The 16,072-nt window shown below is 41.0% G+C and carries 13 protein-coding genes; 2 read left to right on the top strand and 11 right to left on the bottom strand.

The genetic code is table 11. The annotated features are described in order from the left end of the window. Positions 1-76: 76 nt before the first annotated feature. The 11 genes from tssA to BTV98_RS02905 all read right to left on the bottom strand — a co-directional run bounded on the left by tssA (position 77) and on the right by BTV98_RS02905 (position 13,134). Complete coding sequence (tssA, locus tag BTV98_RS02955; protein WP_058368760.1) at positions 77-1,231, bottom strand: type VI secretion system protein TssA; 1,155 nt, start codon at positions 1,229-1,231, stop codon at positions 77-79. After that, positions 1,231-4,275 carry a type VI secretion system ATPase TssH gene (gene tssH, locus BTV98_RS02950; RefSeq protein WP_058368761.1) on the bottom strand — a complete coding sequence of 1,015 codons (3,045 nt, stop codon included), beginning with the start codon at positions 4,273-4,275 and terminating at the stop codon, positions 1,231-1,233. Before tssH ends, tssA begins: the two co-directional genes overlap by 1 nt. Positions 4,276-4,436: 161 nt before the next feature. Continuing rightward, on the bottom strand, positions 4,437-5,462 hold the full coding sequence (gene tssG / locus BTV98_RS02945) for a type VI secretion system baseplate subunit TssG (protein ID WP_075102856.1): 1,026 nt from the start codon (positions 5,460-5,462) through the stop codon (positions 4,437-4,439). Beyond that, complete coding sequence (gene tssF / locus BTV98_RS02940; protein ID WP_075102855.1) at positions 5,426-7,249, bottom strand: type VI secretion system baseplate subunit TssF; 1,824 nt, start codon at positions 7,247-7,249, stop codon at positions 5,426-5,428. The genes tssG and tssF overlap by 37 nt, the downstream gene beginning before the upstream one ends. Before the next feature lie 54 nt (positions 7,250-7,303). Then, positions 7,304-7,795: a type VI secretion system baseplate subunit TssE gene (gene tssE, locus BTV98_RS02935; RefSeq protein WP_075102854.1), complete on the bottom strand. Its 492-nt coding sequence runs from the start codon at positions 7,793-7,795 to the stop codon at positions 7,304-7,306. A gap of 100 nt (positions 7,796-7,895) precedes the next feature. Then, a complete protein-coding gene (locus BTV98_RS02930) occupies positions 7,896-8,399 on the bottom strand; it encodes a type VI secretion system tube protein Hcp (RefSeq protein WP_025651832.1) in 504 nt (167 codons plus the stop codon). Between the two features lie 54 nt (positions 8,400-8,453). Further along, positions 8,454-9,944, bottom strand: a complete 1,491-nt coding sequence (gene tssC, locus BTV98_RS02925) for a type VI secretion system contractile sheath large subunit (protein WP_143505628.1) — start codon at positions 9,942-9,944, stop codon at positions 8,454-8,456. A 3-nt stretch (positions 9,945-9,947) separates the two neighbouring features. Next, positions 9,948-10,460, bottom strand: a complete 513-nt coding sequence (gene tssB / locus BTV98_RS02920; RefSeq protein WP_058367813.1) for a type VI secretion system contractile sheath small subunit — start codon at positions 10,458-10,460, stop codon at positions 9,948-9,950. A 21-nt stretch (positions 10,461-10,481) separates the two neighbouring features. After that, on the bottom strand, positions 10,482-11,132 hold the full coding sequence (locus BTV98_RS02915; protein WP_143505596.1) for a hypothetical protein: 651 nt from the start codon (positions 11,130-11,132) through the stop codon (positions 10,482-10,484). A gap of 161 nt (positions 11,133-11,293) precedes the next feature. After that, on the bottom strand, positions 11,294-11,755 hold the full coding sequence (locus BTV98_RS02910; RefSeq protein WP_075102852.1) for a hypothetical protein: 462 nt from the start codon (positions 11,753-11,755) through the stop codon (positions 11,294-11,296). Between the two features lie 1,133 nt (positions 11,756-12,888). Continuing rightward, a complete protein-coding gene (locus BTV98_RS02905) occupies positions 12,889-13,134 on the bottom strand; it encodes a hypothetical protein (protein WP_083606069.1) in 246 nt (81 codons plus the stop codon). A 540-nt stretch (positions 13,135-13,674) separates the two neighbouring features. On the opposite strand from BTV98_RS02905, the gene dinB reads away from it, so the two are divergent. Both dinB and queA read left to right on the top strand, forming a co-directional pair. After that, positions 13,675-14,760: a DNA polymerase IV gene (dinB, locus tag BTV98_RS02900; protein WP_058369029.1), complete on the top strand. Its 1,086-nt coding sequence runs from the start codon at positions 13,675-13,677 to the stop codon at positions 14,758-14,760. Positions 14,761-14,917: 157 nt separating this feature from the next. Beyond that, entirely contained in the window at positions 14,918-16,072 is a 1,155-nt protein-coding gene (gene queA / locus BTV98_RS02895) for a tRNA preQ1(34) S-adenosylmethionine ribosyltransferase-isomerase QueA (RefSeq protein WP_075102995.1), read from the top strand.

The following is a 16,072-nucleotide window of genomic DNA, read 5'->3' as shown; positions in this document are numbered from 1 at the left end:
ATTCTGGATAGACTACAAGCTAACAAACAGCCCAACCTCTAGTACATCCCAACCAACTGTCCAATTAACAAACGAATCAATAGCTATCATCTGATGACTCACGTTTGGGCTGAATACCAATCATGTCAGAGAGCATCGCTAACTGATCTTCGTTCTTAATAATATGAGTGAGCCACTGGTCCAGTGGCATATCTGCCCAATCAATGGCACGGCCAAGTAAAAACGTCACTGGGCTGTGCGGCTCATTGGTTGCAAAGTAGTCTTGTATTTGCCCTAACAGTTTAAGTGCTTGCCGACGGTTGCTTTGATGATCGCGATTGGTAGGATTAAAGCTAGTTGACACGGCGTTTGTTGAAGCAGATGGCTGCCCAGCACTCCTTGATGTCACATCCTCATTACTATTATCATAGATATTCGCATCAGTTATACCCTCTTGAATAGTTTTGTTTGCGTTATCAAATTGTTCAGGTATCAACGGGTGCAAATGTTGTTTGAGTGCAATTAATAAATCAGTCACCGGCGCAAAAACCGGAGCATCCATACCCATGAGATCGTTAAGCTGATCAGTTAAGGTCTGCCACTGAGTAGTTATATTACCAAGTTCAGTCATTAAGGCTTGTTGCCAAGACTCGCTACTGTTCTTAATAGCTTGGTTATAATCACTAAGTGTTAACTGATTACTGGCTTCACTATCTGGATTTTGCTGACGCTGCTTATCATGGTCACGAGCGGTCAAATAGTAATTATAATTATAATTGCCAATCTTAGTATCAGAGAGCGGTAGTTGCTTGAGATCATCTGTTAAAGCCTTGACGAACCACGAGAGCAAACCTGCTCTGATATCCATACTATCGTCTTCACCATCTAGTGGTGGATACATGGTGAGCCAATACTCATCATTTAGTTCCTGTAGCAAGCGTAACCCATGACTAATGCCTGCTAGATGATCGGTATGACTGAGCGCATCGACATACCATAATGCTAGCTTCATATCTTTACTGGTATCAGTCAGCAAGTCTGTACATTGAGTTTTCACAAAGTCCCAATCAGCGACTTTGAGTTCAGTGACCCAATTGCCTTGCGCCAGCAGTGGATCATCTTCTTGACGGGCAGCAACGATAGCATCAATGCGTGGATCAAAGGTCAGGTCTTCACCGACGCCTTGATGACTATCTGCAATAGGCGCTATAAGAGTTTCTATGCTGGGTAACGAAGAATGGTCAACACTCATTATGATAAATCCTCTTCAGTAATCTTTTTGGTTGCCGTTTTTTTCGCTGGAGTCTTTTTGGTAGTAGCTTTTTTTGTAGAGGTCTTTTTGCTAGCCACCTGTTTTGCAGTCAGCTGCTTGATTGCTGCTGTATTGACTTGATCATTACTGCTACTTTCAAGCTGGCCTTTTGAATTAATATTAGTAGTATTCTCAGTGTCAGAATTAGCTTCAGTCTCATCTTCACTGTATTGCGCCATTTGATTGAGAGCCACAATAACATCGCAGTCGAGACGATAAGCAAAATCGTCATTCTCATCGACGAATACCGTAATCTTTTTCAGTACACTTTGACTATCATCATGAGCAAGTAGCTGACCTGCCAGCTGCGGTAGCAACGTATGACTGATAATAGCGTCCGCATTGCGTGCACCAGAGTCAACTTCATGACAACGCGATAAAATTAGCTCAATAACCTCAGGATCGACGATACAAGGGACATCGTAATTATCACGAATACGACCAGTGATTTTATCTAGCTTAAGGCGAATAATTTCCGCTAGCGCGTCATCAGTCAACGGATAGTAAGGTATCACCGTCAGACGGCCCAAAAATGCTGGTTTAAAGGCTTTATACAAATGCGGGTTGATTGCTTGTTTTAGGCTGTCACTGTCGGGTAAGCTAAAATCAGTAACAGTAGGATCAGTATTGATACATTGCTGCATAATAGTAGAGGAACCAATATTACTGGTCAGCAAAATAAGAGTATTCTTGAAGTCGATTATGCGCCCTTCGCTATCTTCCATTACCCCTTTATCAAACACTTGATAAAATAAATCCAAGACATCCGGATGGGCTTTTTCCACCTCATCAAGTAATAGAACACTATAAGGTCGGCGTCTGATGGCCTCAGTCAATACGCCCCCTTCGCCATAACCAACGTAGCCTGGTGGCGAGCCTTTTAAAGACGCTACACTATGAGCTTCTTGATATTCGGACAGGTTAATCGTGATTAGATTACGCTCTCCTCCATATAATACTTCAGATAGTGCCAATGCCGTTTCTGTCTTCCCAACGCCGCTTGGCCCTACTAATAAGAACACGCCTTGCGGACGATTAGGATCATCTAAGCGTGCTTTCGCTGTATGAATACGCTTGACGATAGCGGCAACAGAATGGTCTTGTCCAATGACGCGCTCTTGCAAAGTATCAGCCAAGGTCAATATGTGGTTTTTTTCGTTACCTGCCATATCCGTTAACGGGATACCTGTCCAATCTGAGATAATTTGTTTGATGATCTGACGATCTAGTACAGCATGTATAAGACGTTGCGTTTCTTGTACTTGTTTTAATTGCTGCTCAATATTTTGGTACTCTACTTGTTTTTCTAAGCGCGCTTTTGCACTAAGAGTATTAGAGTCATCTAGCTCGCTATTCAACTGCTGGTTGAGCGCATCAAGTTGATCATTAAGCTGGCGTTGCTCCTGCCAGCGGCTCGTCATATCAGAAATGCTTTGTTGATTCGTCTGGCGTTGCTCGTCGAGTATGGCAATTTGTTGGCTAACTTTTTCTTTTTCATCAACACCGCCAATACGTTCAAGCTGCTGACTCAAATTATTAATGTGTTGCTCTAGCTGTACACCCTTAGCTTTTAGTCGATCAAGCTGATTGGGCATGGCTGTCTTTGATAAGCTTACGCGTGCAGCTGCCGTATCTAACACGCTTACTGCTTTATCGGGTAGCTGTCTGTCACTGATATAACGTGCTGATAACTCGACCGCCGCTTGTAGCGCATCATCGTCTATTAATATACCGAAATGCTCCTGCATCTTGGCACTCAAACCACGAATCATCGCGACCGCTGTATCGATATCAGGCTCATCTACTTTGACGACTTGGAAGCGGCGCGATAAGGCAGCGTCTTTTTCGAAGTACTTTTTGTACTCTGACCAAGTAGTAGCAGCAATCGTTCTTAGCTCACCGCGAGCCAGTGCAGGCTTAAGTAAGTTTGCAGCATCATTTTGACCAGCCTGCCCGCCAGCACCGATAAGCGTGTGCGCCTCATCGATGAACAAGATAATTGGGTGTAATGAGGCTTGAACTTCTTCGATGACTTGCTTTAAGCGATTTTCAAACTCACCTTTGACACTTGCGCCTGCTTGCAGTAGCCCCATGTCGAGACTGCGTATCGTCACATCTTTTAATTGATCAGGGACATAACCGGCGACTATCTTTTGTGCCAAACCTTCTACCACAGCAGTTTTACCAACGCCTGCCTCACCCGTCAAGATAGGATTATTTTGGCGACGGCGAATCAAAATATCGATCAGTTGATGAATCTCAAACTCACGACCAATGACTGGGTCTATTTGTTCAGCACTGGCCTTGGCGGTTAGGTCATAAGTATATTTATCCAAGGCAGGTGTGGGCTGCTTGGTGGTCTGGCTTATATCTGATTGATCGTGACTGTTATCAGAATCAGTACCATCAAGCTTTGAACCATCAAGTTCACTACTACCGAAATTGGCATTCTCATTTAACGCAGCTTTGTCTGATTTAACTGAGCCACTACCTTCAGTACTACCGAAACATTGGCGATCATAATCGTCCTTGAGGGTAAAGCGATCGATATACTGTAGTTGCTCCGGCAAAGTTTTGAGTAGTGACTGGTAACGCTCATAAGCCAATAGAACTAATAGTATGTGACCTGAGCGAATTTCTAGCGGACTGTTTTTGTTCTCACTTTGTCCATGTAGGCTGCTCGCTAACTCCCACGCATCTTCTAACAAAGCCATCAAGCCCTGACTAAATACAGGAGTTGAGCCTGTTGCCTGACTAAAACCAGTTAGTAAATCTGCTATCTCCGATAATAATAGCTGTTGATTAATCTTACTAACTTTTAATATCTGATCCACGTCATTGTTTGGTGTGGCAATGAGTTCATGTAGCAAGTGGATGGTATCGACTTCGCGATGCCCGTTATTGATACAAAGCCTAGCTGCCTGCTGCAAACACTGTCGACAGCTTGGACTTAAACGGGTAATAACAGCTTTTAGTTGGCTCATAAATCTTTTCCTTTAACATTCTCATTTGATTTAAAATTATATTTATAAACCCAATTCCAATTTTCTAACTGACAACTCTCTAACTGAATTGGCGAGGGTTGATGCTTGTCTTCCTGATCTATAACCTTCTTCTTGTGAACCCTCTTACTGTGCTATAACTTTCATTGAATAGGTAACGCATAACGGGTGTCGTCATGATGCTGAGTAGCAGGCTGCGATATTAAAAAACCACCGCGCCCCAAACCACCAAAACCCTCTTCAGATAACGACAAGGGCTTAATATATTGGCGGTCCAGCTCTAGCTGCATCTCGACCGCCAAACACACACCGCACCATTTACGAATAAAATCAATGATGACTCGATACATATCGCCTGCTGGCAACAATCTGAGATAGCGCTTAGCATCCAATTGATGAAATACTATCCTAATCTTACTGTCGAACTGCACGGCACGCGCGCCGCAAAATGCTGACACACCAAGCGCTGCATACTGCCCACCAAGCGCTGTCTGTTCGGTAGCTGGTAGATCAAACCATTCAGGAACGAACTGCTGAACACTGACCGTGCTATCCAAAAACTGTGACAATACATGTGCTAATTGATCGGCCGTCAGACGTCCTGGGGCAATCATGCCAGCATAGGCAATCAAGCTGTCTATTGCCGTCAATTTCTTGGGCTGACGCGCAAGCGCTCGCAGACTTAAAAGGTAGCTGTCCTTTTTATCGTTTAATTCATATTGCAACGGCAAATTATAAAACCAGCTCGCTTGGACATACAAATCAGTCAGACGATGGTTAAACAAGTCTAAAAATTCTGGTGCCGCTTTATCTTTTGCATGATGTACTCTCGATGCTAGCTGATCGGTATACATCGCTGGTAAGACAGACATTGGGCCAGTAAGTCCGATGACCGATGGGTAAACCTCTAATTGTCTAACCTTTACTTGACTGGCATTTATTTGATTAGCATTGTCGTCCATGTTGTCTTGTGCGATTAGTGACATCGACTCAATCTCGGCTTGTGGATACGCCAAAGACAATGATGCACGGTAGCGCACCTCGATAGATGCATGCCCCATACTGGCTTCATGATGAACCAAACGTAACGCCTGCAATAGATCGTAGGCTTGCGGCGTAGCGATTAGATCCGTTAAATAAGAGGACTGAGACCACTGCGTGGCTGACATCTATATATCTCCTCTTTGGTTACGGCATCACTAATGACAACTTCAACAAAGCTATTTAAGCTGGCGTGATAACCAAAAACATGAGCCAGTAAATGGGCAAACTGACGGATACTAACACCAGCAAAGTTTTTTTGATTAATACGAATATCAATCTCGGTTCCACGCACAAATCCTGGTTGTGGCAAACGTTGAATACGCCGAGCTTTAATACTGGTCGCAACAGAGACAATGCCTTCGACCAAAAGTTTATTTGAGGCTGATTGGGTAATGTCGTACAGTGATAGATACTCTTTCATCAGCTCAGCGTCTTGGGCGGCAAGTGATAAAAAGTTTAAACTAATTAGTGATATCAGTCGCCAGCGCTCTTCACCAGTGTATGCAAAACGTGCGGTTCTGGTTGGTTGCTTTAACAATGACAGACTACTAAATCCTGTCATACCCTCACTAAACAGATCACCGCGACTTTGACCGAACACCACTTGCGCAGGTAAGTCTCTATTAGTACATAGCAAAGAAGCACTCATACTGACCGCACCTGACAAATCTTCGCGGCTCTTTTCTACAAACATAATCTGATATTCAAAACCCTGCTTAAATTCAGCCATATCCTTATCACGCTTAATATGATAATAACGACCTTCATCTTGCTGCTCATAATGATTCAGCGCATAAAATGGATGATACTCACGCTGTACTAAACGGTTATCATTTTGTTTGGACTCTATGACTTTATTGACCTCATAGATTTCATGCTGAAAGAGCGCGCGGGTATCGGGCACTAAGTCATAGTAGATAGAACGATGAGTCACTTGAATTGGCTTGGCTGCTGCCTTGAATAGATTTACGACTGGCGTACAAAACAACTTGATACTGCTTGCACTCAGCTGTTGTAGGTTTTTTAGGCGAATAGTGTTCTTTTTATCAAACTTGAAATAACAACGAATCTCAAAACCACTGCTATCAATTTTTAGTTCAGGGCAAGCATGACCAAGATTTAAGCGCAGAAAGTTAAATTTTTCTGGAAAATAAAAGTATTCTTTTAATAAAGCGGAAGCCGCATTACTCACTCTGTGCGTCGGCAAAATCTGTTGCTCAGGATCGAAGCCAATTATTTCAAACGGACTGCCAACTACCTTATTAACTTGACTACCGTGGAGATGAGTTTGTCTGACATCACACCATAGCAAGTCCCACAGGCTAGTACCTTGACTGGCATCTTCATCTATATATAAATCCAGCGAGTGTTCCTGTAACGCTTGATAATTAAAGCTTGGGTTAAGACCTTTAAACTTAATACTAATACAACCATTGAGCAGTCCATGCTGATTGTCATACACTTCTTGATGGGTCTCAAAACTGACAGCATCGATCTCTAGTGGTAGCAAGGTAACGTCTTGGGTTGATTGAAACTGACAAGGCGTGCCATTTATTTTTTGGGTAGAGAACGCGGTATGTTTAGGTACCAAGACAGCTTCACTCATCGCATTGCCCTGTACACCTAGATTAAATTGAGCGATGGATACTGAAGGGAAAGGTTTAAGATAGTCGGGATACACGACTTCTAATAAAGATTCGGTAAAGTCGGCGTACGAATCGTCCAGCTTTTTATTAATGCGCGCACTAATCAGCGAAAAAGCCTGTATCAACCGTTCGATATGCGGATCATCTACCGTGTCATGCCCCATCAATAGCCGATTGGCAATTTTTGGGTACTTTTTGGCAAACTCTTTTGACTGTTTATTAAACAGACTAAGCTCATGCTCAAAATAAGGAAGTAGACTGTCCATGGGGCCTCAATATGTTTATCGCTGCTATATATACAGATTTAACTGTGACATAGTTTATTTTATTAAATAACGTTGAGAGCTTGGTTCAAAGAACGCATCGAAACTGACCATCTCTTGTGCTGGGTAAACTTTCAGTAAGGCTTCAATAGAAAAACATAGCTGATTAACATCTACAGCACCAATATCCAGAGAAACTCTAACGTTTTTTAAACGGGTGTCTTGTTGCTCCACTGTTTGTGCGATTTGACGACAAATATAATCGCAGTCTGCTGGATTGGCACTACTTAGCCCTACAAAGTCTAGTATTCCGAAATTCAAAATTGATGAGCGCACATGTTTATATTCTTGCAGCTTATCGGACACCACACAGCGCGTATTCAATAAAGATTCTAAGTCTCGTGCAACAGAAGATTTTAACTCCTCAATATTTAGACGACGCACAACAAGCTCATGCGCTAATTGACGAGGTTGGTCATCAAATAATTGCTCAAACAAGTTTGGACGAAACCCGATTTCTTTATTAGATGCTTTAGCAGCGTAATTCATTAATATAGTCATTCCTATCATAAAAAATAAAAAAGAAAGGCCTAAATATAAACCTTTCTTTTTATTCACAATACATACATATCACGTCAGACTACCGATCTTAAGCGGTATACGTGGCAGTATTGTTAGCCAGCGACCACTTCTTGGTCACAGCACCTTTAGCAGTGCCATCGATATCTTGTTGCGTGTAAGTCCACTCAACAGCGGCATACTTGATACCGACTTTTTCAATAGGTACGCCTTCAGAACGGACAGTAGGCTCAACACTAGCGATAAGCGCATGTTTAAGTTTAACTTCAAGATATTTAACGCGCTTATCACCGTTGGCACGATAGAAATCAATTTGGATTTCGTCAAAAGTATAACCAGCTGAACAAGCTTCCCATAGCTTAGGACTAGTAGAATCCAAATCCTTCATAAAAGTCATGTCAGCATGCTCACAACGCTCAGAGGTGTGACCGCCAACACTACTGGCTGTCGCTGACTTTGGTTGACGGATCAAATGGTCCCAGGTATTTACTTCAAGCCAGCCTTTATGCTCGCTATCACGAGACTCGCCGTCAATCTTGTATTTACCACGGAACTGAATATAAATGTCTTTCATATCACATACCTTGTTTTGAGAAGTTTAAACTTAACGTTGGATTTTAATAAACGATTAGCTGTTGCTAGACTGCGGTAGTTGAGTGACCAAACGCAAAGAAACAGACAATTCGTCAAGTTGAAAGTGTGGTCTCAAAAAGACCACTGACTTGTAGACGCCAGGCTTACCTGGCACTTCTACAACTTGTACAGAAGCTTCGCGCAGTGGGTACTGGGCTTTTGCTTCTTGAGAGGCGCCGTCGTCTAGCAAGACATAACGAGAAATCCAGTCGTTCAAAAACGACTCAACATTACCAGGCGATAAAAAGCTACCAACCTTGTCGCGCATCATCGCTTTTAGGTAATGGGCAATACGTGATACTGCCATGATATATTGTAGTTGGGTCGATAACACAGCGTTGGCATTAGCATCATCGTTTTGATAAGTTTTGGCTTTTTGTACTGATTGCGCTCCAAAAAAGGCCGCATAATTAGTATTTTTACAGTGAACTAATGGAATAAAACCTAAATCGCTCAGCTCTTTTTCACGGCGATCAGTGATAGATATCTCGGTTGGACATTTGAGTGCCAAATCACCATCATCGGTTTTAAAAGTGTGGACAGGTAAACCTTCAACTAAGCCACCCCCTTCAACGCCGCGAATAGCCGCACACCAGCGATAATCAGAAAATGCAGCAGTCAGACGCGAAGCAAATGCATAAGCGGCATTCACCCATAGATAGTCGCTATGATCATTACCCGAGACTTCTTCTGTAAAATTAAAACCTTCAACCACTGTCCCTTCTTTTGGGTCATAAGGCAGACGCCCTAAAAATCTAGGCACCGTAAGAGCCACGTAACGTGCATCTTCTGACTGTCTAAAAGCACGCCAGCGTATGTATTCTGCCGTTTCAAATATTTTGGATAAATCTCTAGGGCGTCCGATGTCAGTAAATGAATCTAATCCAAACATCTCGGCTGATGCAGCCGATACAAATGGTGCATGAGAAGCTGCTGCCACATGAGACAATTGCTCAAGCAGATACATATCAGAGTTTTGGCGAGTAAACTCAAAATCGCCAACGATTGCTGCATAGGGTTCGCCGCCAAAACTACCGAACTCTTCTTCATATATCTTTTTGAACAACGTGCTTTGGTCAAAATCTATCGAAGATTGAAAGTCTTTGGTAAGCTCGCGCTTGGTGGTGTTCATCATGCGTATCTTAAGCATGGATTCTGATGGCGTTTGGCTACATAGGTAATGTAGACCGCGCCAGCTAGATTCTAGCTTCTGAAACTCAGGAGCATGCATAACCGTAGTCAACTGCTTAGAGATCAGCGCATCAATCTGAGCAATACGCGCGTCAATTGATGCCGATAGATTATCTGATAATGTCACTGTGCCTTGCATGACTTCATTGGCCAGCTCTGCGATTTGCGACTTCGCGCGGTTTTTCTCATCATCGGACTTGGCAACGTTACTTTTATTGACGATTTCTTCGAGTAAGTCGTAGCTTTCATTATTCAACGAATCGGTTGCTATGTTCTGCTGGGCCTGGGCACTCATCATTTAATCCTCACCGTCAGTTTGATTTTGTTCGGCCATTTTTTTGACTTGCTCAGTATTTTTAAGCACATCGTCCAGTAAATCTTCAAGCTTTTCATTAGCCGAAATCTTATTACGTAAATCTGCCAATCGATCTCGTGCTTGTACCAACTGCTTTAATGGCTCAATCTGATCGGCCACAGCTTCAGGACGAAAATCGTCGATACTATTAAATGCTAAATCAACCGCAAACTCGCCACCTGTGTCACTCAAATCATTCTGAACTCTAAAGGTCGCGCGCGGCGCTAGTCCTGACATTACCTCGTCGAAAGTATCCAAATCTACTTCAACAAACTTCTTGTCTTTAAAGCGCGGTTGTTCAAGCGTAGAGTCACCTGAGAACTCACCCAGCACGCCAACGACAAAGGGAATTTCCTTAGTTTCGATCGCATCGCCAACTTCGACGTCATAAGTAAGATGTACCCGAGGAGCACGTACTTTTGCGAGTTTCTTTTGCACACTGTCTTGCTTTGCCATAATAAGTTACCTCAGCAATTGCTATTTTGAACGTACATTTTTAAATGGGTCAGTAGCTATAGAAGGACTACTTTTAGAGGGAGACTGCTCTTTGACGGGTTTGGTAGGAGCGCGCCTTTGTTTCACTGCTGCTTTTCTTTTCACAGGAGAAGCTTTTTTCTTGACGGATGTACGGCGCTGTTTTCTCGATTTAGTCTTATTTTTTACCGCTCTAGGCTTGATGACAGGTGCTGGCGGTTTCGGTAAAGACTCATCGTAATTAAACTCGTAGATCTCCCCGTATATCTTGCTAAGGGAGTATTGATATTCTTTTAAAAATTCTGCATCAACCTCATCAGTTAAGTAGTCTGATTGCAGCTGTTTTTGGGAAACGATAGCACTGCTATTTAGTAGTATATTCTTGAGCTTGGCAGTGCTGTGACCTAACTCAATCGCTTCGCTTGCTGCATAGACAGCATCAGCATGATAGCCATTGCTATAATAAATCTGTGCCAAAATCTCCCATGCTAAAGAATCATCTGGATTGGCTGACAGCCTTTGATTTAGGTCTGAAACTAATTGATGTAGCTGTGGTGATCTTGCATCAGCATTTTTAAGCTTAGCGTATTGATTAATAACGCTTGAGCCTGGATCTTTTTCTTGTATGACAAGCTCACTATGTGCTGTACCCATAGCAGTGCCTATAATAAGCAGACCCGAAAAGATAGCTTTAGGCAACTTAAAACTAACTTTTATACTGCTTTTAATACTGTTCATGGTAAGTCGGTGCTCGCTATTATTAGTATTAGATTGAGAGATCTATTTACTCAAGAGTAGTTTAACCAAAGGATGGTTTAATCAGAGTTATTGATCAAGGTAGTCATATTGGTCAAAGTTTCTTTGAACGTAGCCTTATCATGGCTATTCATCAACGCGTTGTCGTGGTAAGCGTCCACATTACTTTGCATGACCTTAACAGACGATAGCATCGCAATCTGACGAGCCTCGACAATCTGATTGTCGATACTGAGCGCTTCATTAGCCGCTCTTAATGCTCGTGAGTAGTTTTTTGAGTCATAGTTGGTTTTGGCTATAGTCATCCATTCTTCTATGCTGCTATCGTTCGAGTTTTTGGCCTCAGTAGCGCCAGTCAAATAAACGAGCGAAGAACTGCTCAACTGTTTAACTGTTGGCTGGCTCATATTATGTTGGCTACCTTTAGCGCCCGTGCCACAACCTGTAATCAACACAGAGGCACTAAGGACTATAGATAACAAATTTGAATTGGTAAGCTTAATACGATAAATAGGGTTCATAAGTGCAGTATCATCAGAATTGTACAACAATAAAATTAGCGCAATAATTTATTAAGGCAAACGCTAAGAATGAACAAATAATAACTAATTTACAAGGAGATTATACATATACTTGACAATATTTCAATAATAAGTAAGATATTATTAATAAATATTTGTTTGTAAATCTAAATTTAAAAATTTACTGCTTTGTAGCATGTTTCTATAAATACTTCATTAGAAGCTTAATTTACCGCTTATCTTGCATAATAACCGTCAATACTTATATAAAGCGCAAATATTTTCTGCTTCATAATGCATATGTTAAGGGAAGGAATAGTTTAACGTGATAATGTAGTTTACTAATGTTCGTTCTGTTCAGAAATAATTTGAACGTTTGTTCATTCATAATATAAATCGTGAAATAGAACTAAGATGCGCTAAATAAGTCGCTATATCTTCTTCATAATCAGAAAAATATTAAATTTGCTTTCAAGACATATTGAGTTGTCTACAACAAGTGAGAAACGAGGTAGGTATAGTCAGTTCAAAATAAAATTGTTATAAATTTAAGCGCGCTACTGGGATGAATTTTGCGCAGCCTCTGTGGTGACAGCACGCAAGTAAAATTTATACCAGTAGCGCTATGTCATTTTTAGAGAGAATCGACTATATAAGGTTTTTAGAGACAAGAAGCTCGAGAATTATGTACTTTTAATTATCAACTCAATTGGGTATAAGAACTTTTGGTATAGTTGATTAACTATACCAATTGCTTAAGTGATAAAAGCAGGTACGCAGCAGTAGAGTTATATTCTTTAATTGAAAACATTATAAAAGCAGTAAAGTTAGCGTTATTTTATATACTAATAATTTTTTGTAGGCACTACTTCTATGATTGTTAACTATTAAGATTGTATTTTTAGATAGGGATAAAGCTCTGTTGATTGATTCGATAAAGATAAAAGCTATAAAAGCTATAAAAGCTCAAGGATAATTTAGTGACGTAATTAGAGTATTAAAACTCCCTATAAGATACAGCTTACTCAACTGTATATAGATTATATATTTTCAAGTATGAACCTTATCAGTACCAACTCATACCTTTAATAATCATCTTAATTATCCTTTTTTACATCGTTTACGGCCAATATTTATAACCCAGCCTCTTCTTGCGTGATTGCAACTATCTTAATGGGTACAGCATATGTCCATGGTGCTCCGCTCGTACAGATAAATTTACCATCTACAAAGGATACAATACGAGCAGTAAAGTCGTTGTTTTCATGGTCTGTAATAGCACGCTCGTCACTCTCGTCATCGACTGCACACCATATATTTTGTTCGCCGTTTTTTAACATTGCTCGAGTGAGGTCACTGCCTTTCAATTGATTATTCATTTTAAACTCCTTAGTCATTAGTTTTTTTGAAAGTTTAAAAGATTTGTTACATTATAATAATGTAAAATTTGCACCTTTTATTATTCAAAATAGAATTGAATATTTATGGTATTACCATTTTCTAAATGGCAACCTTTTTAGACTTATTAAAATCTCAATATATATTATTTAGTAAAATTAAATAATATAGCCGTAGATTGTCTACTTAAAGATATGGCTCTGAACAATCTTGACTTAACTTAGCAAACTAACAGTACTAACGGCTACTACTTATTTTTTCATTGTTATAAGTGGTACAAATGTAATCTTAAATGGTAAAATTAATCGAATAAAGACAGCTTTTATTGCTCAATGAATTTCGTCAAGACTAATAAATGGTCATATATTCAAAAGCGTGTCTATTACCTGTCATAGTAGATGATCTACTCTAAAGCCATTATAGGGCAGCTGGTTAGTATCCGATTTCAAATCACTTCAATTACATCTTGTGTTCAACAACCATTACTCAAAAATCCTACAATTTCAGGTAAAATAGAAACTATGACAGCTTCTATCACACCTACCCCTCGTAAGATTATTCATCTAGATATGGATGCTTTTTATGCCAGCGTCGAACAACGAGATTTTCCTCAATATCGTGGTAAACCTTTAGTCGTTGGTGGAGACCCAAGCGGTCGCGGCGTGGTCGCTGCTGCTAGTTATGAAGTACGTAAATTTGGTGTGCGCTCTGCAATGTCTTGCTACGAGGCTCGCAAGCGTTGTCCAGAGGCGATATTTGTACGACCAAGATTTGATGTTTATAGAGCAGTCAGTAGCCAAATTCGCTCTATCATGTATAGTCTGACACCGCATGTTGAGCCACTATCTTTGGATGAAGCTTATCTTGACGTTACAGGTCTTCAAGTGCATAAAGGTTCAGCTACCTTAATGGCTAACTGGTTACGAGCACAAATACTAGATCAAACAGGACTAACGGCATCAGCAGGTGTTTCGTTTAATAAAATGCTAGCAAAAATTGCTTCTGATATAAATAAACCTAATGGTACCGCTATTATTACCCCTGCTGATGCAGCAGCATTTATAAGTACGTTGCCTATAGAGCGTTTTCACGGTATTGGTAAGGCCACAGCTAAGCGCCTACATGCCATGGGAGTAGCTAATGGTGCTGATCTTCGACAGGTGCCCGCAGCATTGTTAGTTAACGAGTTTGGTAAACGTGGACAGTTTTATCATGATATTGCGCATGGTCGTGATGAGCGACTGGTAAAGTCTGAACGACGGCATAAGTCAGTCGGCTCAGAAACAACTTTTAGAGACAACCTAAATGACAACGACCTATTACGCTCACAAATATATGAGCAAAACGCCGATGCGTTTAGACAGATGGAAAGCAAGCAGCTTATCGCTTATACAATTACGCTCAAGATAAAATATGCTGATTTTACACAAATAACGCGCTCACATACGCTATCTACGGCTTTTGTAGGTGCAGAGTCTGCTCATTATTGGTTAGATAAGTTATTTTTAGACATACCTCGCGTTCTCCCTATTAGACTCGTGGGCGTCACCTACTCGTCTCTAGCCTCTGCAACACAACCCCTACCGCAGCTTACCTTATTCGATTAATCGTGTCTTTTTTATATTGATCTGACTGTATTTGGAACTTTTCCGCTATTATCCCGTTTCTGCTAAACTAATGCCAAAATTTTACCTACCTGTATGACTCATTATGACCAACTTAAACATCAAAACCACCACTCCTAACGTAGATAACGATACCGATATGAATGATACTCAACATGATGATAGCCCACTGACTTATCTGAGCGTAGCCGATTACGATTATGAATTACCAGACGAGCTAATTGCTCGCTATCCGTTAGCTAAGCGCTCGGATTCTAAGTTGCTTTATGTACCCGCTATAGATCAATCAGAACAAACAAGTCTGCCTCAAGACCATTTATTTACCGCATTACCGTCGTTGCTTGACGCGGGCGATCTTATTGTCTTTAACGATACTAAAGTAATGAAAGCGCGACTATTTGGTAAAAAAGATACTGGAGGGCGCGTTGAAGTATTGATCGAACGTTTGGTAGAAGGCGCGGAACTAACAGATATAAATATCAATCATGAATCATTAGCCACACACCAAAATATTGCACTGTGTCATGTAAAATCCAGTAAAGCGCCAAAAATTGGACAACGCTTATGGTTAGCTGATGACAATATGAGCTGTGAGATGATCGGTCGTCAGGATAACTTATTTGTGTTAGCTTTCGATGCGCCTATTCTTCCTGATTTAGAAATCTACGGTGAGCTGCCAATTCCTCCTTATTTTGAGCGTCATGCTGATGCAACTGACAATACTCGCTATCAGACGGTGTTTCATGATCCAGCCAAACTGGCCAGCGTTGCCGCGCCCACAGCGAGCTTACATTTTGATGAAACTACTCTTTCAGCTTTGACTCAAAAAGGTATTAATACCGCGTTTGTCACTTTACACGTTGGTGCAGGTACTTTTGCGCCTGTTAAAACAGACAACCTACTCAATCATACTATGCATAGTGAATATGCACATTTACCGCAAACGACCGCAGACCTAATCAATCAAACCCATGCAAAAGGTAAAAAAGTGATTGCTGTTGGCACGACTGTTGCACGTGTTCTTGAGACGGCTTATCAAAAAACGGCAAACGATGGACAAATTGTTGCTGCATGGTCAGGCGATACGGATATATTTATTTATCCTGGTTTTAAATTTGGTGTGATTGATCGTCTACTAACTAATTTTCATCTACCCAAATCTACCTTGTTAATGCTTGTATCAGCATTTTCAGGTAAAGCTGCTATTGAACAAGCTTATCAACATGCAATTAGCCATCAATATCGCTTTTTTAGTTATGGGGATGCGATGTTATTGGATAGAAAAGTACGTTAA

Source organism: Psychrobacter sp. Cmf 22.2 (genome assembly GCF_001921745.1).
GTDB lineage: Bacteria > Pseudomonadota > Gammaproteobacteria > Pseudomonadales > Moraxellaceae > Psychrobacter.
This window is presented reverse-complemented; position numbering and strand designations above follow the sequence as displayed.